At 68.1% G+C, this 21284-nt stretch carries 15 protein-coding genes; 2 read left to right on the forward strand and 13 right to left on the reverse strand.

Annotated features, from left to right (window positions below):
- Nucleotides 1-463 precede the first annotated feature (463 nt).
- The 10 genes from E4J16_RS13165 to E4J16_RS13210 form a co-directional block, all read right to left on the reverse strand.
- Nucleotides 464-2539, reverse strand: a complete 2076-nt coding sequence (locus tag E4J16_RS13165; protein WP_136314257.1) for a DUF6571 family protein — start codon at nucleotides 2537-2539, stop codon at nucleotides 464-466.
- A 52-nt stretch (nucleotides 2540-2591) separates the two neighbouring features.
- Entirely contained in the window at nucleotides 2592-2918 is a 327-nt protein-coding gene (locus E4J16_RS13170) for a hypothetical protein (RefSeq protein ID WP_136191818.1), read from the reverse strand.
- Nucleotides 2919-3321: 403 nt separating this feature from the next.
- On the reverse strand, nucleotides 3322-4188 hold the full coding sequence (locus E4J16_RS13175; protein ID WP_136192130.1) for a glutathione S-transferase family protein: 867 nt from the start codon (nucleotides 4186-4188) through the stop codon (nucleotides 3322-3324).
- Nucleotides 4189-4344: 156 nt separating this feature from the next.
- Nucleotides 4345-6231 carry a dipeptide ABC transporter ATP-binding protein gene (locus E4J16_RS13180; protein ID WP_136314258.1) on the reverse strand — a complete coding sequence of 629 codons (1887 nt, stop codon included), beginning with the start codon at nucleotides 6229-6231 and terminating at the stop codon, nucleotides 4345-4347.
- On the reverse strand, nucleotides 6231-7988 hold the full coding sequence (locus E4J16_RS13185) for an ABC transporter substrate-binding protein (protein WP_136314259.1): 1758 nt from the start codon (nucleotides 7986-7988) through the stop codon (nucleotides 6231-6233). Before E4J16_RS13185 ends, E4J16_RS13180 begins: the two co-directional genes overlap by 1 nt.
- Before the next feature lie 46 nt (nucleotides 7989-8034).
- Nucleotides 8035-9021, reverse strand: coding sequence for an ABC transporter permease (locus E4J16_RS13190; RefSeq protein ID WP_136191820.1), 987 nt, complete (start codon nucleotides 9019-9021; stop codon nucleotides 8035-8037).
- Nucleotides 9018-10007, reverse strand: a complete 990-nt coding sequence (locus tag E4J16_RS13195; RefSeq protein ID WP_136314260.1) for an ABC transporter permease — start codon at nucleotides 10005-10007, stop codon at nucleotides 9018-9020. The genes E4J16_RS13190 and E4J16_RS13195 overlap by 4 nt, the downstream gene beginning before the upstream one ends.
- Nucleotides 10008-10411: 404 nt before the next feature.
- On the reverse strand, nucleotides 10412-10993 hold the full coding sequence (locus tag E4J16_RS13200; protein WP_136191822.1) for an isochorismatase family protein: 582 nt from the start codon (nucleotides 10991-10993) through the stop codon (nucleotides 10412-10414).
- 122 nt (nucleotides 10994-11115) lie between these two features.
- Entirely contained in the window at nucleotides 11116-12051 is a 936-nt protein-coding gene (locus E4J16_RS13205) for an endonuclease domain-containing protein (protein ID WP_240038156.1), read from the reverse strand.
- Between the two features lie 329 nt (nucleotides 12052-12380).
- Nucleotides 12381-14225 carry a phosphoenolpyruvate carboxykinase (GTP) gene (locus tag E4J16_RS13210; protein WP_136314261.1) on the reverse strand — a complete coding sequence of 615 codons (1845 nt, stop codon included), beginning with the start codon at nucleotides 14223-14225 and terminating at the stop codon, nucleotides 12381-12383.
- Between the two features lie 158 nt (nucleotides 14226-14383).
- On the opposite strand from E4J16_RS13210, the gene E4J16_RS13215 reads away from it, so the two are divergent.
- Nucleotides 14384-15214, forward strand: a complete 831-nt coding sequence (locus E4J16_RS13215) for an LppM family (lipo)protein (protein ID WP_240038157.1) — start codon at nucleotides 14384-14386, stop codon at nucleotides 15212-15214.
- A gap of 67 nt (nucleotides 15215-15281) precedes the next feature.
- Here the strand turns inward: E4J16_RS13215 and E4J16_RS13220 are convergent, their stop codons facing one another.
- Entirely contained in the window at nucleotides 15282-16568 is a 1287-nt protein-coding gene (locus E4J16_RS13220) for an adenylosuccinate synthase (protein WP_136314262.1), read from the reverse strand.
- 207 nt (nucleotides 16569-16775) lie between these two features.
- Entirely contained in the window at nucleotides 16776-18533 is a 1758-nt protein-coding gene (locus E4J16_RS13225; protein ID WP_136314263.1) for an alpha/beta hydrolase family protein, read from the reverse strand.
- Nucleotides 18534-18742: 209 nt separating this feature from the next.
- On the opposite strand from E4J16_RS13225, the gene E4J16_RS13230 reads away from it, so the two are divergent.
- Nucleotides 18743-20032, forward strand: a complete 1290-nt coding sequence (locus E4J16_RS13230; RefSeq protein ID WP_240038158.1) for a hypothetical protein — start codon at nucleotides 18743-18745, stop codon at nucleotides 20030-20032.
- Between the two features lie 608 nt (nucleotides 20033-20640).
- Here E4J16_RS13230 and E4J16_RS13235 read toward each other — a convergent pair.
- Complete coding sequence (locus E4J16_RS13235; RefSeq protein ID WP_136191827.1) at nucleotides 20641-21282, reverse strand: MusI family membrane protein; 642 nt, start codon at nucleotides 21280-21282, stop codon at nucleotides 20641-20643.
- Nucleotides 21283-21284: the final 2 nt, after the last annotated feature.

The following is a 21284-nucleotide window of genomic DNA, read 5'->3' on the forward strand; positions in this document are numbered from 1 at the left end:
GGCGCACAAGGACAGCAATGCCGTGGAGCGCTGCATCGGCCGCATCAAACAGAACCGGACCATGGCCACCACATACGACAAGCGCACCGTCCGCCACCAGACCACCACCCACATCGCCAGCATCAACCACTGGCTCAAACGACCTACATAACACGCCCTAGCACCGCATCCAGCCGGTGGCACACCCGCGCCCGACCGGGCCCGCGCGGTGACGAACACCCCTACCAGGGGATGGCACGCCAAGGCAAGTGTGATGGACTGCGATGCGCCGGCGCGACTCCTTACGTGGCGAGAATGGGCTAGCACCACCTATCGTCGCAGGAAGGCCGCGCCGCCCCGAAAACACGCCCAAAACCCCCAACCTTGCCAGCAAAGCCCTAACCAGCCACAAACTTGGTTGCCCCTGCCGTCGGGCCGGATCTCCAGGCCATATCAACTTACAACTCGAAACCTTCCCGCTCCATTATTTGTCATCAGTTCTATCGGCCGGTTCAACATAACCAGGAATCTCCGGCCTGTCATCCACATACGCCTTGCCTTCATTGAAATACCTATCGAAGTCACTCTTCAACTTGGATATAGTATGGTCTCCTAAGCCGGTTCCGACCTCATTCCGCCAACGTGTCAATTGACCCACTATGTCCGTGTCGGAGCTTGCCGCATCCCACATGATACTGTAGTTGCCTTCCGGATCGTGGACTATCCAGTCGTAGTCGTCATTGCTACCATTGTACGTGTACAGATCTTGATCCAAGATCCCAAGCTCAGAAGCATCCTGAACCGCTGCCGTCCACAGCAATTCATCACTTTCAGCGGTGGCCGGAGCCGCCGACTCAACATGATCCGCAACTACAGGCTTCCTTAGAGTTCCGACCCCCGCTGTAGATCCCGCCGCAGCACCCGCCGCTACAGGCCCAAGGGGCGCCGCAGCCGCAGTAATTGCTCCGACAAAGACGGCGTACGTCAAATCAAGGAGGAGATTCTGGAACCCAGCGTCCGCATCTGCATCGGCGTTCATGTTATCCGCTTTTCTGTCGGCAATCCCCACCAACGCACCTGTCGCCTCGCTGGCATTGTTATACGCAGCATTGATGTCTTCTATCTGTTGTGCAGGGGCACCATCGTGGTTCTTCCGCGCCGTCGACACTCCACTTGTGTGCGCATACCCCAGGAGTTGAACGTAAATGGTACTCACGGCGTCAACCGAGTCAGCAACCCGATATGTCAAGATATTCGCGTCTTCGACACTGGCGGCAGAGAACCGCATCTCAGTGTGCATAGTATCTTCGAGCACATCAGCACCGGTCCAAGCATTGGTCAGTTCTCCGGGACAGTTCGCCAGCAGGAGGCCGATGCGAGCCTTCGCATCATCGTCGTATATACTCTCATCGGTATTCACTGCAAGCAAATGGATGCTGTTGTCCGTCAGAGCGTTCGCCCGATCTCGCACGTCTGGAGCATTCGAGGAACGCAAGCTCGAGGCCGCAGCCGCCGCGGCGGTGAATCCTGCAAATCCCTGCTCATCCCACTCGCGCTTCGACAGTTCCTCGAGCCGCGTCGTGTCGAAGTCGCCGCCAGTAGACGCAGGGGCAAGGTAATCAAGCGCAGCCTCGGGATTATTACCCATGGCGTCAAGTACGCCGGCCATCGGGTCGATCGATTGTCCGGCCAGGTACCGACCGCCCGGCGGTACATCCCAATCCCAGTTAATGTCGTCGAGACGGTTGGCCAAAGAAGCCAGGAAGGCGTCATTGAAGTCCAGGTCGTTAACATGATCGCCGTTCTCATCGTGTCCGTCGAGCATGGCGTTCAGGACCGTGGCCTGCCCCCACCCCTCCTTGTCATCAACGGATCCCGAAATAGCTTTTGCGACAGAACGACATTTATCGTCGTCCCACCTTTTGGATGCCGACGCAAGCAGTGTGCCCTGGAGCTCAGCGAGTTCCCCGGCGGCCTTTTGGTCTAGCAACGTCACGCATACGTCACCGGAATCGATTCCCCCGTCGAAGTGCGTGCACACGCGTCCTTCCACATTCAGTGGCAATTGGGTGAGGTTCTCCGGGCCCACGCAATCGATATAGGTCTCCGCGTACACGGAGTCGTCCGCGTGCTCCCGCATCGATTCTATCACTTGGTCGTAGTCACGCCCATTGGACTTGCGTCCGGTTTCAACGATATTCTGCAGGTCGTGGGCATCAATGGCGGCCTCCGACCAAGATACTAGTTGCTCAACATTGTTGATGCTAACACTATCGGGGATATCGCAGCTGATCACTCCTTCCGCGTTCATGCTGCCGACGCCGGACTCGTTGACAGCCACGATGGCATTCTTGGCCTCCTCCAACGTGTCGGCCCTGCCATTGAGGTTACCGATCGCTTTATCGGCGGCGGGCGGAAAGTCGTCGATGGGCGTCGGATCATGCTCCGCCTCGAACTCACTATAGATCCTCGACTTGGCGGCGTCACACTCGTCCGCGAGAGCGCGGATATTCTGTATCACTGATTCCAGCTTAGTGGGATCCATATGCAGCACGGTCATTTGTTACTACCCTCCTTCGGGTTGGACTGTCAGTCTGGTTAGGGCGCCGCACCTAAACGCCACCATTGGGCCAGTTGGCGTCCGGATCGTCCTCCGGCACCTCCACTGGCAAGGCGTTTCTTTCGTTCCGGACATCCCAGAACAGATTGGCGAATACTGCATCAACCGCGTCCACATCCGCTTTGGTGTCTTCGGCCATCTCATCCGCCAACGGCCCCGTCCAGGTGTCCGACGCATTAACCGTCGCCATTATTTCCGCGCCTTTTGAGGGCCCCGCGTAGCGCGGCACCAAGGTGCCGTCAAAGCCAAGCCTCGTGTTCTGGTTGGACACATACTCGCACAGGCGTCCGAGCGCCTGACGCCGCAGATTCTCCGCCATCGGACTAGCCCCTGTTTCCGGTGCAGGTGGACGCATTCATTGGCTCGAGAGTCCGGACCGCCATGGCCGCTTCGCGTGTATTCGCGAAGACGCGCACTGGTGCCAGCGGCACGCCTCGATTACGAGCGCGCTCGCTCGGGTAAGAACGTCGGTCGGATACATGTTTCACGTTCTCTCCTAATGTCGGATACATGCAGGATCATGTATGCATAGGAGAGTACGTGGACAACTACATCCATCAAATGGGCAGGTCTGCCCATAGCCACCCGCGCAACGGCAAAAGCCGGTGACCCGTCTTCGGGTGGTCGGTGGCGTGGCGCCTCAGCGTTGTCCGCCATTCACGGCGATGGTTAGCCCCTGATTGCGCATGGCCCGCCGCCAATGGCGCGGGCACGCCACCACCTCAGAGTCCGAGCGCGCTGCGCTCCTCGGTGCCGACCCAGCCGGCGCGTCCCTCCAGCGCCCGGAACCAGCGGGCCAGCGCCGGCCAGAATGCGATCGACGGAGCCTCGCCACCGGGGTAGTACGCGCGTCCGCCGTACTCGTAGGCCTGCACAGTGGTGAACAGGCGAATGTCACTACCCGTGGGGGCGGCGCCACACAGGAACTGCTCCACGGACACCACGGCGGACAGCGGCGGCACGTCCTGCACGGTCAGGGCCGCCTCGCGGGATGCCTCCATCTTGGTGGCCCGAGCCAGGAGGGTGTCCACGACGTCGAAGGCCAGCAGCACACTGTTGGCGGCAGTCGTCGCCTCATCGGCGTCCTTGGAGTGAGTGGCAGTGGCGTGCGGCTGGTTGATGTGTTCGCCGATCCACTTGTCCCAGGCGTCGGTGGAGTTGCGGCGGTCCAGCGGATACAGGTCGGGGGCGCCGGCCCGGTGCAGCGGCTTCCATGCCGTGGCCAGATCGAACAGTAGGTCTCCGGAGTCGTCGACGACGACGTGCCCAGTGGTGGTGTCCACCAGCGCCGGAACCGTCGGCGGCGGGGTGTAGCCAGGGGTGCCCGCGTAGACCTCAGCAATGGAGGTCGCGTTTCCCAGCGCCGGGTCGGGGCCGGGCTCTCCGTCAGGGCCGGTCAGCTCCCAGAAGCCGTCGACCCCCCGCCCATAGCACCAAGAGACGGGGATCGCCTCGGTGAGTCCCAGCAGTCGCCGGGCGATCAGTACGCGGCGGCACCAGGGGCAGGATCCGGAGGCGACCAGCCGGTAGCGGCCGGCCTCAACTGGCAGGTCTCCTTCAGTGAAACGGTGCGAGTGGGCGATGGCCATGGGTGCCTCCCGGAGCATGGAAACGAACGTCATGTGGGTTCAGACCAATGGTGACCCCTGCACCGGCCTCCCGTCAGCCCCTTCACCGGAGGCGAACCCGCATTGTGAACTTGCCACGCGGCGTACTCACCTCCGGCACGACGACGGGTGCCACTTCTACCGACCTCGGTACGTAAGATCTACCGATCTCGGCGAGGGGTGGGGGCGGGGGCGGGGGCGGGGGCGGGCGGCGCGTCGGCGCGCCTGAAGCTCGGGGTCGGGAACCGGCACGGCCGCAACCAGGCGGCGCGTGTACTCCTCCCGGGGGTGCGCGAGCACCTGCCGGGTCGGCCCCGACTCCACCACCCGCCCATGCGCGAGCACCACGGTCCGGGTGGCCAGGGAGTCGACCACGGCCAGGTCGTGGGAGACGAACAGGCAGGCGAAGCCCAGCTCGGACTGCAGCTCGCGCAGCAGGTCCAGCACCACCGCCTGAACCGACACATCCAGGGCACTGGTCGGCTCGTCGGCGATCACCAGGCGCGGGTCCAGCGCCAGCGCGCGGGCGATGGCGACGCGCTGGCGCTGCCCGCCGCTCATCTCATGCGGGTAGCGGTCGGCCATGCCCTCCGGCAGGCGGACAGCATCCAGCAGCTCCCGCACCCGAGCCCGCCGCGCGGCGGAGCCGTACCCACCGTGCACGATCATCGGCTCCGCAATGGCCGAGCCCGCCGTACGGCGCGGGTTCAGGGAGGAGGCCGGATTCTGGTAGACGACGCCGGTGGCCCGCCGCGCGGGCAGCAGGGCACGGCGCCCGGCCCCGGCCACCTCCACCCCGCATACGCGCACCGACCCGGCCGCGATCGGCACCAGGCCGGTCAGGGTGCCGGCAATGGTGGACTTCCCGGAGCCGGACTCACCCACCAGCCCGAGCACCTCCCCGGCGCCGATGCGCAGGGACACATCGTGCACCGCATGCACCCGGTGACGGCGGTTGCGGTAGACGACGTCGAGGCCGCGAATTTCGACGACGGGCGCAGGCTGCGAGCCGCGCTCGACCGCCCCCGCAATGGGCTCCGCACCGGCGGCGCCACCTCGGATCTCCGCAGGGCGCGGCCCGTCCTCCCGCCGCGCCTGATCCGCCGCGTTCTCCTCCACGGCCCCGTCGCGCAGCGACTCCAGCCGGGGCACTGCCGCCAGCAGGGCGCGGGTGTAGGGGTGGCGGGGCTGGGCGAACAGTTCCCGGGTGCGGCCCCGCTCCACGATCCGCCCCCGACGCATGACGGCGACGTCGTCGGCCACGTCCGCAACCACCCCCATGTCGTGGGTGATCAGCAGGACGGCGACGCCCGACTCGGTCAAGGACCGCAGCAGGTCCAGAATGCCGGCCTGCACGGTTACGTCCAGGGCGGTGGTGGGCTCGTCGGCGATCAGGACCGGCGGGTCGGCGGCCATCGCCAGGGCGATGCAGGCGCGCTGCAGCTGCCCGCCGGAGAGCTGATGCGGGTAGGAGCGGGCGATGCGCTCGGCCTGCTCCCCCTCCCCCAGGCCCACGCGCCCCAGCAGTTCCAGGACGCGGTCGCGCACCTGGGCGCGACGCGGCCGGCCCGGCGCGTGGATGCGCACCGCCTCCCCGATCTGGGAGGCGATGGTCTCCAGCGGGTCCAGCGCCTGGGTCGGCTCCTGGAAGACGGTGCCGACCAGGCGGCCGCGCACGTCGTCGAGCACCTCCCGGGCGGCCCCCACCAGCTGCGTTCCCCGCGGCGAGTCGGCTGCTGGGACCGGCCCGTCGGCACCGGGGCGGGAGGCGTCGTCGACGGCGCCCAGACGGTTGGCGACGTCGGTCACGACGGCGGAGCCGGTCACCACCGCGGTGGGCGGGAGCAGGCCGAGCGCCCCCATGGCCGTGACCGACTTCCCGGAGCCGGACTCACCCACCAGGGCGAGCACTCGGCCCGGCACCAGGTCCAGGTCGATCTCAGCGCTGGCGTGCTCAACCGTGCCCGCGAAGGACACCCCGAAGCCCCGCAGCGACAGCGCGGGCTCCGGCTCCCGGTCGCGCACTACTGGCTCACCCCCAGCACCAGGTAGTTGGGGTAGGCGGGGAAGGGCGCCACGAAGAAGCCGGTCACCTTCGAGCCGTGCAGGAAGGAGTTGCGGCGGTTGACCAGTGGCACCCCGGGGACGTCCTCGGCGATGCGCCGGTCCAGGGCCGCCCACTTGGCGGCGGCCGCCTCGGCATCGGTCTCCTGCAGCGCCTCAGTGATCAGCTGGTCGACCTCCGGATCGGAGTAGCGGGAGATGTTGTGCCCGCCCTGGCCGATCTCGGAGGAGGCGTACAGGGGCTGAATGTTGGCATTGGCCGACGGGTAGTCGGGGTTCCAGGACACCACCGTCAGGTCGTAGGTGGAGCCGTCGCCCTGGGTGGCCCGCTCGGTGTAGGCGTCGGTGGTCTGCGGATCAATGGTCACCTTCAGCCCCAGCTCGGTCAGCGACTGCTGCACGGCCTGGGAGATCGCCAGGCGCGCCTCATTGTTCTGGGACAGCAGGATCAGCTCGGGCACCTCCTTGCCTTCCAGCAGCGCCTTGGCCTTGTCCATGTCCGTGGGGTAGAGGTCGTAGTCCTCCTGGCCGGGGATGCCCGGGGTGATGTAGGTGGTGGCGATGCCGGCGCCGAGCTCCCCGCCCAGGGTGCGCTGCACGGCGGTCTTGTCGACGGCGTAGGCGATCGCCTGGCGCACCTCGGGGTCGGTGATGCGCTCGGTGTTGATCGCCAGGTACAGCAGCGGGCCGGGGTCGGAGGTGGCCAGGCGGGCGGAGGCCGCCTCGTCCGCACTGACCTGGGCCAGCTTGGAGGCGGTCAGCAGCTGGGCGGAGAAGGCGTACTGGTCGTCGCCGGAGTCGGCGATCAGGCGCTGGCTGACGGTGTCCTCGTCCTGCCCGAGGGAGAAGACGATCTTCTCCGGCAGGGCGGTGCGCACCTCGTCGGTGGCGGCCGACCAGTTCTCATTGCGGGCCAGGGTCACGGAGCTGCCCTGGCGGTAGTCATCCACCCGGTAGGGGCCGGAGGCGACCGGCGCCTGGGCGTAGGTGGCGGGGTCGTCGCTGTCCTCGGGGACGGGCGCGAAGGCCGGCAGGGACACGATCCACGGCCAGTCCCCGTAGGCGTGGTCCAGGTGGAAGACGATCGTGGACTCGTCCGGCACCTCAATGGCGTCCAGGTGCGCCCCGTCGTAGGGGCCGGTGTAGTCCCCCGCCCCAGCCAGGAGGGTCTTGTGGTAGCCGAGCCCGCCGGACAGGGCGGGGGCGAAGGAGCGCTCCACGCCGTACTTGATGTGGGAGGCGGTGATCGGGGTCCCGTCCTCAAGGGTGATGCCCTCCTTGAGGGTGTAGGTCCACGTCAGGCCGTCCTCGGAGACGGTGCCCGTGTCGGTGGCCAAGTCGGGGACGACGGCGGGGGCGCCGTCGGCGGTGATGTCCCAGGTGGTCAGGCGCCGGTGCACCAGCGCCAGGGAGGTGATGGCCAGGGACTGGCTCTTGGCGGGATCCCAGTTGATGTCGGTGTCGGTGCTGAGCACGTACAGGGTGCCGCCGGCCGTGCCCGTGGCGGCCGCGGCGCTCTGGGCACCTGCCGAGCCGCGCGAGTTGGCGCCGCAGGCGGCCAGCGCCAGAGCCAGGCCGGACAGGCCCGCGCCGGCCAGCAGGCCGCGGCGGGAGAAGGCGCGGCGGCCGGAAGCGGCGGGCCGGTGCTCGCTGCGCTCCGCGGAGGCGAGCGGGCGGGCGGGGTCGGGCTGCGACGTCGTCGGGCGGGTGGAGGACATGGGCTTTCCTTTCGGGTGGATGAGGGCAGGAGCGGATTCGGGCGGGTCAGACCCGCGGGTCGATGACGGCGGCGAAGGCGTCCACCAGGAGGTTCGCCACGATTACGAAGGCGGCGGCAACCAGCGTGACGCCGGTGATCACCGGCAGGTCGGTGGAGCCGACGGCGTCCATGAGCAGGGCGCCGAGCCCGGGCATGGAGAAGACGCGCTCGGTGATGACGGCGCCGCCGAGCATGCCGCCCAGGTCGAGTGCGAAGTAGGTGATCACCGGCAGGGACACGTTGTGCATGACGTGCCGGCCGATCACCCGGCGCTCGGGCAGGCCGACGGCGCGGGCGGTGCGCACGTAGTCCTCACCCAGGTTCTCCAGCATCTCCCCACGCACCATGCGGGCGTAGACGGCAGCGGAGATCAGGGCCAGCACGCACCAGGGCAGGATCAGGTGCCAGGCCCAGTCGACGGGGCTGTCCGTGAGCGGCACGTAGCCGGATACGGGCACCATGTCCAGGGTGAAGCCGAACAGGAGGATGCCGAGCAGACCCAGCAGGTACGACGGCGTCGACACGCCCACGACCGTGCCGGTCATGATCGCCCGGTCCAGGCGGCTGCCGCGCCGCAGCGCGGAGACGGCGCCCGCGCCCACACCGATCAGCAGCCACAGGACGGCGGCGCCGATGGCGATGGAGGCGGTCACCGGCAGCCGGGAGGCGATCAGCTCCGTGACCGGCGTCGACAGGCGGAAGGAGTAGCCCAGGCAGGGGGCGGCGCAGGTGATGGCGGAGGCGCCCGAGCCGAAGGTGCGTCCGGTGAAGATCCCGGCCAGGTAGTTCCAGAACTGGGTGTACCAGGGCTGGTCGTAGCCCATGAAGCCGCGGGCGCGCTCCAGGTTCTCCGGCGTGCAGGGCTTGCCGCAGGCCATGGTGGCGGGGTCTGAGGGCCACAGGGAGAACACGGCGAAGGTAACGAAGGCGATGAGCACCAGCACCAGCAGGGTCTGGGCGGTGCGGGAGGCGAGGAAGCGCAGGCGGTTCATCGGGTCTCTCCCGTCCTGGGGTCGAGGGCGTCGCGCAGGCCGTCACCGAACAGGTTGAAGGCGAGGGTCACCGTCAGCAGGGCGGCGCCAGGGAACAGTAGGTACCAGGGGTCGGTGCTCACCCAGGTGACGGCGCTGCCGATGGCCCGCCCCCAGGAGGGGGTGGGCGGGGCCACGCCGACGCCGAGGAATGACAGGGCCGCCTCGGAGGTGATCTTGCCGGGAATGGAGATGGTGGTGAACACGATGATGGTGGCCACCAGGCCGGGCAGGATCTGGGTGGTGATCACATGCCATTGGGAGGCGCCCATCGCCCGGGAGGCACCCACGTAGGTGCGCGAGCGCAGCGAGAGCGTGCGGGCGCGCAGCACCCGGGCGGTTGAGGGCCAGCCGAGGATCCCGATGATGGCGATCATCACCGGCACGCGCGGGGCGGTGGCGGGCACGATCGCGGAGACGGCGATCATGAACACCAGGTGGGGGAAGCCCAGGGTGATGTCGGTCAGGCGGGACACCAGGGCGTCCCACCAGCCGCCGAAGTATCCGGCGGACACTCCCAGGGCGATGGCGATGATCATGGACACCACGGTGGCGCCCATACCGATCGCGAAGGAGGTGCGGGTGCCCTCCACGACGATGGCCAGTAGGTCGCGCCCGGTCTGGGGCTCCACGCCGAAGGGGTGGGCGGCGCTGACGCCGCCGAAGCGGCCGAGCGGCAGCCCGGCGGGGTCCAGGGCATCGAGGTCGTAGGTGTAGGGGTCCACGCCGAAGACCCGCGTGATCAGCGGGGCGAACAGGGCGACCAGGGTGGTCAGGACGACGATTCCCGCTCCGATCATGGCCGCCCGGTCGGAGCGCAGCCGACGCAGGCGGCTGCGCGCGGCAGGCGAGGCTTGGACGGCATCGGCGGGTGAGGCGGCGTCGGCGGGTGAGGCGGCGTCGGCGGGCGAGGCGGCGTCGGGGATGTCCTGAACGGACGTGTGCACTGGGGCACCTCACATGGGCTGGGGAGCGCGTCGCGCTCAGGGTGGACGGCGAACGGGTATGAGGCTGTCGTCAGCGACAGCAACAACACATTCGCTCGGCCAGCATGTGGGTGGTTCCTCCGAAGCTCGGGATGCGGCTGGCGGCGTCCGGGTAGTCGGCCGCCGACCGCCGACGCCGGGTGGCGTCGAGGCGAGACGCTAGCAGCGCCAACAGCGATCTGACGAGTCGCTACGGCATTGTGAGACCAGCTTCTCACCCCGCCCCTCACCGAGATCGGTAGACGTTACGTACCGAGATCGGTAGACGTTACGTACCGAGGTCGGTAGACGTTACGTACCGAGATCGGTAGATGTTACGTACCGAGGTCGGTAGATATGGCACCGCCTCCCACCCGCGGCACTTATCAGACGGCGTCGGAGGACACGAGTTCCACGCCCGCCTCGACCATGGCGGCACGCGCCGCGCGCCCCTGCTCCGGGCTGACAGGGGCGGTCAGGTCCGTCAGCACCCGCACGCGGTAACCGGCACGCACGCCGTCGAGCGCCGTCTCCTTCACGCAGTGGGACTCGGCCAGCCCAACTACGTCCAGGGCCTCAATGCCATGAGCGCGCAGGATCCCGTCCAACGCCACGCCGGAGTCGTCCACGCCCTCGAAGCCCGAGTAGGCGGCGGCGTACTGGCCCTTCTTGACGCTCGCATCCGCGGCCACCTCCCTCAAGGCGGGGTGCAGCTCGGCCTCCTCGGTGCCGACGACGCCGTGCGGCGGCCAGGTGTCCACGAAGTCCGGGGCCTCGGAGAAGTGCTCACCGGGATCGATGTGCCAGTCCTGGGTGGTGACCACCAGGGCGTAGTCGCCGCGGTGGGCGGTGACGTAAGCGGCCACCCGCTCGGCGACCGCGTTGCCGCCGGATACCGGCAGGGCGCCGCCCTCGCAGAAGGTCGGCTGGACGTCGACGATGATCAGGGCGTGGTTGGCAGCAGTCATGCCGCCAACCTAGCCGTCCGGGTGTCTTGACACAAGGCGCTCCGGCCCGGGTGTCAAAATCGATGACAAACGCCGCCACCGCCGTCGGACCCCGCCCCAGCACCCGCGTGATTCCGCTGTTTTCAGAAGCAGTACCGACGTCGATGGACCCGTTTGTCATCATTCTTGACAGTCGCGTCCAGCTTGCCTTCCCCACTCGGGCGAGCAAGCAGACCATCGCGCGCGGCCAGCAGTCCCTGGATCTCCGCGCCCACTTTTCCGAGATGGACATCCTTGCGGGTGAAACGAGCAACCCGATATCCCTGTCGGACCAGTTCCCGGTCGCGGCGACGGTCCCGGGCAAACTGGAAGTCGTCCTCGTGGTAGGTGTAGCCATCCAGTTCCAGGACCAGGCGGCCGTCAACCAGCAGATCCACCTCTCCCACGCCGGGAATGTCCACACCATCCTCGAAGGGGATCCCCGCATCGTACAACTGCAAGCGAGCCAGAGTCTCTAGTGGAGAGCGCGCCCGCGAACTGGCCAAAGCCAGCCACTGCCGGGCCTGCCGCGAGCCCGGCCCTCGCAGCAATGCGGCGACGGCGTTGACATCGGCGTGCCCCTCATGCAGAGCCGCGTCGCAGGCCATCAGGGGCGCCTCACGATCAGGGCTGCAGCGCAGGTAGCGCGCCAGCATGAGCGGCACAGGCGCCACCGGGAACCGGGTCGGGGGAAGTGGCTGAAGCGAACCTTCAACATGCAGCACCTCACCCTTGAGCGCAGGCAACAACCTGCCGCGAGGAACCGCCAAATGCACCGGCGTCCACAGCCGGGGGTACGGGTATCCGTAATGCTTGGCGGCGTGCATGCAGGTGATCAACCCGCCGTGAATGCGGGCAAGGACCAGGTCCCAGCCCACTCCCGGCAGACTCACCACGCCATGAGGGTGGGCGATCAGCCTGCGGGCCTCGATCAACCTCTCAATGTGACGGCGCTCCGTCCGGTCCGGATGCAGGTCCCGTATCCGCACAGCGCCGTGGCACGCCCGCACCCGCGCCAGAATGTCATCATTCCGTCCCATGGGCACAGGCTCGCTCCCGCGGACGACGCGGCGCTACCCGCCTCCACGAGACCTGTGGATTGGCCCTGCACGAACCGCGCCTGTGGAAACCGGGGGCCGGCCCTCCGGGCGATGCCTTATGTGTCAATAATGATGACAAACGCCGCCACCGCCGTCGGACCCCGCCCCAGCACCCGCGTGATTCCGCTGTTTTTGGAAACGACGCCGACGCCGATCGGCCCGTTTGTCATCGATTCTGACACCCGCCCGCCCCAGACGCCGGGCCCACGCCACAAACAACGGGTCCCCGGCCCAGTGGACCGGGGACCCGTCGGCTAAGCGCTCAGCGCTCAGGCCTTGGCGGCGGCGATGCGCTCACGGAACTTGGCGAGCTCCTCGCGGATGGCAGCCGGGACCTTGTCGCCGAACTGCTCGTAGTACTCCTCGGTGGAGTCCATCTCGGCGGCCCAGGCGTCGGGGTCGATGTCGTACATCTGGTTCCAGATGGACTCGTCCACGTCCAGGCCCTCGAGGTTGAAGTCCTCGAACTTCGGGTACAGGCCCGTCACGCCCTCAATGGCCTCGACCTCACCGGCGGAGCGGCGCACGATCCAGTCGAGCACGCGGGAGTTGTCGCCGTAGCCCGGCCAGAGGAACTTGCCGTCGGCGTCCTTGCGGAACCAGTTGACCTGGTAGACCTTCGGGAAGTTCTCGCCCAGCTGCTCCTGCATCTCCAGCCAGTGGCCCCAGTAGTCGGCCATGTGGTAACCGCAGAAGGGCAGCATCGCGAAGGGGTCGTGGCGCAGCGAGCCGACCTTGGCGTCAAGGGCGGCCGCGGTGACCTCGGAGGCCACCGAGGAGCCGATGAAGACGCCGTGCGCGGGGCTGTACTGCTCGGCCACCAGCGGCACGTTGGTGGCGCGGCGACCGCCGAACAGGATGGCGTCGATGGCAACGCCCTCGGGGGCCTCCCAGTCGGGGCAGATGATCGGGCACTGCGAAGCGGGCGTGGTGAAGCGCGAGTTCGGGTGCGCGGCCTTCTTGCCGGCCTCGGCGTCGGCGGGGGTGTAGTCGTTGCCCTGCCAGTCGATCAGGTGGTCCGGCAGCTCGGCGTCGATGCCCTCCCACCACACGTCGCCGTCGTCGGTCAGGGCGACGTTGGTGAAGATGGTGTTGGCCTTCATGGTGTCCATGGCCACCGGGTTCGTCTTGTAGGACGTGCCCGGGGCGACGCCGAAGAAACCGGCCTCGGGGTTGATGGCGCGCAGGCGGCCGTCCTCGCCGGGACGCATCCAGGCGATGTCATCACCGACGGTCTCGACCTTGTAGCCGGGGATGGTCGGCTGGAGCATGGCCAGGTTGGTCTTGCCGCAGGCGCTCGGGAAGGCGGCGGTGACGTGGTACTGCTTGCCGGACTTCTCGTCGGTCAGGCGCAGGATGAGCATGTGCTCGGCCATCCAGCCGTCGCGGCGGGCCATCGTGGAGGCGATGCGCAGCGCGTAGCACTTCTTGCCCAGCAGGGCGTTGCCGCCGTAACCGGAACCGTAGGACCAGATCTCGTTGGTCTCCGGGAACTGGGTGATGTACTTCTCGTCGTTACAGGGCCAGGTGGTGTCCGCCTGGCCGGGGGCCAGCGGGGCGCCGACGGAGTGCACACAGGGGACCCAGGTGCGGCCCTCGTTGATCAGGTCCATGGCCTTGGCGCCCATGCGGGTCATGATCCGCATGTTGGTGACGACGTAGGGGGAGTCGGTGATCTCGATGCCCAGCTGGGAGATCGGACCACCGAGCGGCCCCATGGAGAAGGGGATCACGTACATCGTGCGGCCGGCGTAGGTGCCGTCGAACTTCTCGTTGAGGATCTTCTTCATCTCGGCCGGGTCGTACCAGTTGTTGGTCGGGCCGGCGTCCTCCTCCTTCTCGGAGCAGATGAAGGTGCGGGACTCGACGCGGGCAACATCGCTGGGCAGCGAACGCGCGAGGAAGGAGTTGGGGCGCTTCTCCGGGTTGAGGCGGATGAACATGCCCGACTCGACCATCTCGGAGGTCAGGCGGTCCCACTCCTCCTCGGAGCCGTCGCAGAAGTAGACGTCCTCCGGCTTGCCGAGCTCGGCGAGACGGACGGCGAAGGCAATGACGTCCTCGGGGGCGTTGGCCGGTGCAGCCGCCCGGACATCCTGCTCAGACACAGTCATGTGAGTCCTTCTTTCTTTCGATTCTCATGACTACGGGGTCGGGCACTATCCTTCCTCATCCGGCGCCGAAGGTCACGCCCGAAGGTCCCCTGTCAGCGCATTCACCCCCTTCTACGGTGGTGTTTCCTGCCACACCCGCCGCCGTGTAGCGTCGGGGCATGGCCGTCGTCACCTCCAGCCTCCGCCGTCGTTCCGCGCCTGCACAGCTTCGGCGGGGCCTGTCGGCCGCAGTCGCCCTGGGCACCGCCGCGCTGGCCCTGGCGGGCTGCACCGCGCGTATGGACATGCGCCTCGACGTCGCCGGCACCTACGACGCCGACCTGGTCATGCGCGACACCACCGGCACGGTCTTCACCGAGGCCACCGACTGCGAGGAGCTCGCCACCGAGTCCCTGGTCGGAACCGGCGAGGGCGCCACGGTCACCGCCTCCCCGATCGGTTCGGCCGACGACGCCGACGGGCTGGGCTGCGAGGTACACGTCACCGGCGTGCCCATTGCGCAGGCCGACGGCGATTCCTCCGGCTCTGGCCGACTGGTGGTTCGCGACGGCGACCTGTACGTGGTGCATGTGGCCGGCTATGGGAGCGCGTCCGCCGACGGCGCTGAGGGCGCGGGCGGCGCCGAGGGCGCTGGGAGCGCTGAGGGCGCGGGCGGCGCGGGCGACGGCTCTGAGGGAACGGGCCCGTCGGCGGACTCGACCGCCGCGGATGCGACGGAGTCGCTGAGCACGGTCGTGGACGCCCACCTGTCGATCACCTTCCCGGGCGCCGTCGTCGACGCGGGCGGCGGCCGCGTCTCCGGAACCACTGTCACCTGGGAGGACGCCGACGTCCTGTATGACGGGGTGACCGCCTCGGGCTACGCCACCACGGGCGCGGGCGTTTCCGCCTGGGACCGCTACGGGTGGTGGATCATCGCGGGGGTGGTCGCAGCCGGCGTGGCCGTGGGTGCGGCGGCGCTGCGACGGCACCGGCCCCGACGGCGCTGAGCGGCCGACGGCGCCCAGGCGCCCCCTCGGTCCACGCGGGAGATCGGCGCGCCGGGGCGCACCCGCCTCATCCCAGCAGCCGGTGCCGGGTGATGGTGGCCTCGCGGCCAGCACCCACCCCGATGGCGGAGATGCGGCAGCCGGCGAGCTCCTCGATGCGCAGCACGTAGTCGCGGGCGGCGGCGGGCAGGTCCTCGAAGCGGCGCACGCCGGTGATGTCCTCGCTCCAGCCGGGCAGTTCCTCGTAAACCGGCTTGGCGTGGTGGAAGTCGGTCTGGGTCAGTGGCATCTCGGAGGTGACCTCGCCGTCGACGTCGTAGGCGACGCAAACGGGGATGGTCTCGTGTCCGGTGAGCACGTCGAGCTTGGTCATCACCAGGTCGGTGAGTCCGTTGACGCGGGCGGCGTAGCGGGTGACGACGGCATCGTGCCAGCCGCAGCGGCGCGGGCGGCCAGTGGTGACGCCGTACTCGCCGCCCTCGGCGCGCAGCCGCTCCCCCATGGCGTCGGTGAGCTCGGTGGGGAAGGGCCCCTCGCCGACGCGGGTGGTGTAGGCCTTGACCACGCCGACGACGGCGTCGATGCGGGTGGGGCCGACGCCGGTGCCGGTGCAGGCGCCGCCGGCGGTCGGGTTGGAGGAGGTGACGAAGGGGTAGGTGCCGTGGTCGATGTCGAGCATGGTGGCCTGACCGGCCTCGAACAGGACGGTCTTGCCGGCGTCGAGGGCCCGGTTGAGCATCAGGGAGGTGTCCACCACCATGGGGCGCACGCGGTCGGCGTAGGAGAGCAGCTCGTCGGCGACGGCGTCGGGGTCGATGGCGGGCCGGTTGAAGACCTTCAGCAGCAGGCTGTTCTTCTGGTCCAGGGCGGAGTGGACCTTCTGCCGCAGGATCGACTCGTCGAACAGGTCCTGCACGCGCAGGCCGACGCGGTTCATCTTGTCCGCGTAGGTGGGGCCGATGCCGCGGCCGGTGGTGCCCAGCTGGCGGGCGCCGAGGAAGCGCTCGGTGGTGCGGTCCATGACCCGGTTGTAGGAGGGGATCAGGTGGGCGTTGGCGGAGATCTTCAGGGCGGAGGCGTCCTTGCCGCGGGAGGTGATCTCCTCGATCTCCTGGAATAGGACCTCCAGGTCCACCACCACGCCGTTGCCGATCACGGGGGTTACCCCGGGGGTGAGGACGCCTGCGGGAAGAAGGTGGAAGGCGAAGGTTTCGCCATCGATGACGACGGTGTGGCCGGCGTTGTTGCCGCCGTTGAACTTGACGACGTAGTCGACGCCCTGACCGAGCTGGTCGGTCGCCTTGCCCTTTCCTTCGTCTCCCCATTGAGTTCCGACGACGACGACGGCTGGCATTGCTGCTCCCTGTGTGCGTGGGTGCCCCGGAGGGCAGGCGCGGCCTGGGCGCGCCGCGGACAGCCTACCCGAGGCCCGGTGGGCGGGAGCCCATCTGTCTCGGCGCCCGCCCCCACCACCGGGCCCGGTTTTGCCGCTACTTGGCACCACTACCTCATACGACGACCCCGATCGCACCGGCGCCTGGTGGCCTGGGACGCGCCGCCCTCACCGCCCGGCTGTCACCAGGTCCACGCCGCGCACACTGATATTTCCTCCAGCGGGGCCACCAGTCAGGTCCACCCCGACAACATGGGTGGAGGCCGCCTCTTCAGGCAGCACGAACCTGATCGTGGCCAGGGTGTAGTCCCCGTTCGCGTCCACCCTCGCCAGGTTCCGCAGCGCTTCAAGCCTCCCGGAGGGCTCCAGCACGTATCGAGAGCCATCCGCCGCAGTCACCACGACGCGCAGTGGCGTATGCGTCAGGCCGTCTGCACGGTCCCCCGTGGGCGCCAGGTGGACGGCGAGGGACTGCACGTCGTGCGCATCCGTGTCCAGGTGCCCACCACCGCCATCGGTAAGGGTGACGGCGGCCGTGAATGAGCGGGAGGACAGGACTCCCACCTCGGGGTACGGGCACCGGTCCGAATACTGGTTGGGATCCATATCCGCGTAGGTGCGGCAGGTGGTCACGCTTCCGCCATTGAGCGCGGTCAGTGCCGGTGCGTCGGCCGCATCACCGGAGGCAGTCCAGCTCACTCGCTCGACTCCGGGGGCGATGAGCCAGCGCGCCGGAATGCCGACGAGCTGCTCGGGCAGCTCAGCCATCGACGACGTGGGGATCGCCCCGGTCTCCCCCCGCACAGTCTGGGCCAGCCACTGCACGGCTACGTCCGTCAGCATGCGCTCGTGGTCGGCCGCTTTGGGCGCCTCCATCCCCTCGTCCAGTACCCGGTCGTCGAAGCCGCGCTCCGACAGCGCCCGGTTGATGTAGTTATGCCCGTATCCGGGGAGCCGGACACTGATGGCCGGGGCACTGCGCGGCTGGCCGATATGCTCGGCCAGCCACATGGGGCCGGCCTGCTTGACATCGCGGTCGGCATCGCCGTCGACGGCGAGCAGGGGCACATACGCGGGCGCCGGAGCGGCGAAGTCTGCCTCCGGCCCGTCCGGGACACCGTAGTCGCCGCCGTAGGACATCAGTGAGGTGATGGGGCTCGCGGACTCCCGCCAGGACTCCACCGCGGCATTGGCGATGCCGGCGGAGCGCGAGTGCATGATGAGCGCGGTCCGGCTCGCGTCGACGGCCCCGGTCAGTCCTTCCCCCAGGACGGAGTCCCTTCCAGCCGATGCGGCGATGGCCTCCTCGCGCATGCGCCCGACGGTGGCGAGCCAGCCGGCGACTTGGTCATAGGGGGCGGACAGCTCCGCCCCCGACCACAGTGGGGACAGGTCGGGGATCAGCACTGCGTACCCCTGCGCGGCCAGGGCCTTGCCGAAATAGGTCATGCCCCGGTCCGCACGGATCTCCTCGACGCCCCTTGCGCAGGGGTAGCCGAAGGTGTCATCGGCGCAGCCGAAGGTGCGCAGGTGACTGAAGATCACCAGGGGCGCGCTCTGGGCCTCGGTATCGGGGGTGACCAGGACGCCGCGCACCGGCGCCCGGAACGCCCCGGGATTCGACTGGGGACCGAGCTCGACGTCGCCGAGGTCGAAATCCCTGACAACCGCGCCATCGCTGAGCTCAACCGTGGTGTGGGCGGGCACGCGGTCGACCGGGGCGTGCGGACCGTCCACGTCACCGGAGTCGATAACCGCGGTGGCCGTCTCCTTGACGGCGGGCTGTGACTGCTCCGGCCCATACCGGGCACCGGATGCCAGCAGCAACCCGATGACAACCGCCATGACGACCGCCAGCGATGCTCGACGGCGTAGTTGCCTTCGCATCATGAATCCTCCCGAGAAGCTCAGCATCAGGGCGTCCACGACGACTCTGCGCGCGCCCGGCATCCACGTTGCGATACGGGATCGCGGCCGGGAAGAGCCCGGAGGAGGAGATGACGCCGCGAGGGCTCCTTCTCGGAAACGACCTCCATGGCTCCGGCCTCCTGCGCACGACGCACACGCAGCGGGATCCGGCGCGCATTGTCAACGCCGCCTTGCGAGCCGTAACGATAATCATTACCGTTTGCGGCATGAGAACACTCCCCAAACTCAGTGCGTTGACTCTGGCCGCCGCGGCCCTGACCATGGCCTTGGCCGCCTGCGGCTCGTCCTCAGCGGGCGGCTCCGGCTCCCCCACCACCGCCCAGGCGCCGACCGAGGCGACGCCGTCGGAGAAGCCCGTGGAGGTGAGCGACGTCGATCCGCGCGCCGCCATCACCTACGACGGCGGCATCCAGATCGTGGACACCTCCGACGGCTCCGTGGTCGCGGATATCGAGAAGGAGGGCTTTCTGCGGCTGAACCCCGCCGGGGACGGGCGGCACGTGCTCGTCTCCTCCTCCGCGGGCTTCGAGGTCCTGGACCTGGGCATGATCGTCAAGCCCCACGGCGACCACAACCACTACTACACCACCACCCCCGGCCTCACCGGCGCCGTCATCGAGGCGGAGACGCCCGGGCACGTCGTCACCCACGCCGGGAAGACGGCCGTCTTCGATGACGGCACCGGCACAGTCACCATCTTTGACACCAGCGCCTTGGAGGACGGCCAGCTCAGCCCCGACGAGCTGACCAGCTTCCAGACGAACGACCCGCATCACGGCGTCGCCGTTCCCCTGGCCGGTGGCAGCGTCCTGGTGACCGAGGGGACCGAGGACGAGCGGCACACGGTCCATGAGCGCAAGGCCGACGGTTCCATCGGCGCCGAGTCCACCGACTGCCCCGGCGTCCACGGCGAGGCCACCGCCCAGGGCGAGGACGTGGTCAGCTTCGGCTGCACCAACGGCTCGGTGGTGTTCCGCGACGGGCAGTTCCACAAGGTGCCGGTGCCGGAGGCCTACCAGCGCAGCGGCAACCAGTTCGGCTCCCCCGAGTCCCCCTACGTGCTCACCGACTACAAGACCGTGGAGCCCGTCGACGGCGCCGCGCCGGAGCACCCCACGAAGGTCGGCATCATCAACACCACCGATGCCACCACCACAACGGTGGAACTGGGATCGGCCTACTGGTTCCGCTCCTTCGGCCGCGGCGCGGCGGGCGAGGGCGTGGTACTGACCTACGACGGCAAGCTCAACATCCTCGATCCGGCGTCCGCCAAGGTGACCAAGCAGGTGGATGTGGTGTCCCCCTGGACGGAGAAGGAGAACTGGCAGGAGCCCGGCCCCAATGTGAAGACGGCCGGCGACTTCGCCTACGTCACCGACCCCGCCACCCAGAAGCTGCACCTGGTGCAGATCTCCACCGGCGAGCTGCTCTCCAGCCTGGACCTGTCGGTGGTGCCCAACGAGATGACGGTGATCGACGCCGAGCTGAAGCACTGAGGTCCTGGCACTACTACCAGCCGAAGCCAACCCCGCCCCCCACCGAGATCGGTAGTAATAACCACCGAGATCGGTAGTAATAACCACCGAGATCGGTAGTAATAACCACCGAGATCGGTAGATACGGCTACGTCCCGGTGCGTCCGTGGGAGAGCTCCTACGGGACGACGCACCGGGACGGCGTCATGTCACCGCTGTCTGGCTGTGCATCGCGCTTCAGTACGTATGTTTCCCCTGGCGTTTGAGGACACAGTGATGGGAGACAGGAATGCGCGCTTGGGTCGCGAAACGACGCCCAAGTGGCGCGCTCATTGCCATCTCCCACGGTCTGCTGTAGTTCCAGCGCCCTACGTAGCGTCGCCGCGCGGACCCGCACCACCACCGATGGTTACTTCGACCGACCTCGGCGGTCATTACTACCAACCTCGGCGGTCATTACTACCGACCTCGGCGGTCATAGCTACCGACCTCGGCGGTCATTACTACCGACCTCGGCGGTCATTACTACCGACCTCGGCGGTCATAGCTACCGACCTCGGCGGTCATTACTACCGATCTCGGTGGTCATAGCTACCGATCTCGGTGGTGATTACTACCGATCTCGGTGGTTAGGGGTATGGGCTCTCCGTGCGGGCGGCGTCGCGCAGGCGGTCGATGACGGGCCGCTGCACCAGGGCCATGAGGTAGCCGATGAAGGCCACCCCGAGCAGCACCATGAACCAGCCGGCGGCGGCACGCGCGCCCGGCAGGGCCACCACCAAGACCACGGGGGCGGCAAGCAGAAGCAGGCACACGGCGGTACGGCCGAGGGCCCCGACGGCCAGGCGCGCCGCATTGGCCACGTGCGTGCCGGCGGTGTTGTCGAAGAAGGCGACCAGCGGCACCAGCCAGATCAGGACGGCGACGATCAGCAGGGCCCCGGCGTCGACCAGGCCGGTCATGGCGGCACCGCCCAGCTGGGACAGTGACAGGTTCATCCACGCGGCCAGCACGCCCGCGGCCAGCACCGGCAGCCACCAGGCCAGCGACTGCCGGAGGTTGGTGCGGAAGGACCGCCACCAGGTGCGCACCGTGTAGGTGTCCTCCTCGCGCACCATCTCCATCACCACACGGGCACATGCAGTAAGCGCGGACCCCGCCGTCACCACCGGCAGGCACCCCAGCAGGGTGAGCAGATTGACGACGACGAGGTCCGCGGCTGCGGACCAGGCCCGGTAGAAGGCCGAGTCGGGCCGGAGGAAGCTGGGCACGA

Origin of the sequence: Actinomyces procaprae (assembly GCF_004798665.1) — a bacterium.
Taxonomy (GTDB): Bacteria; Actinomycetota; Actinomycetes; order Actinomycetales; family Actinomycetaceae; genus Actinomyces; species Actinomyces procaprae.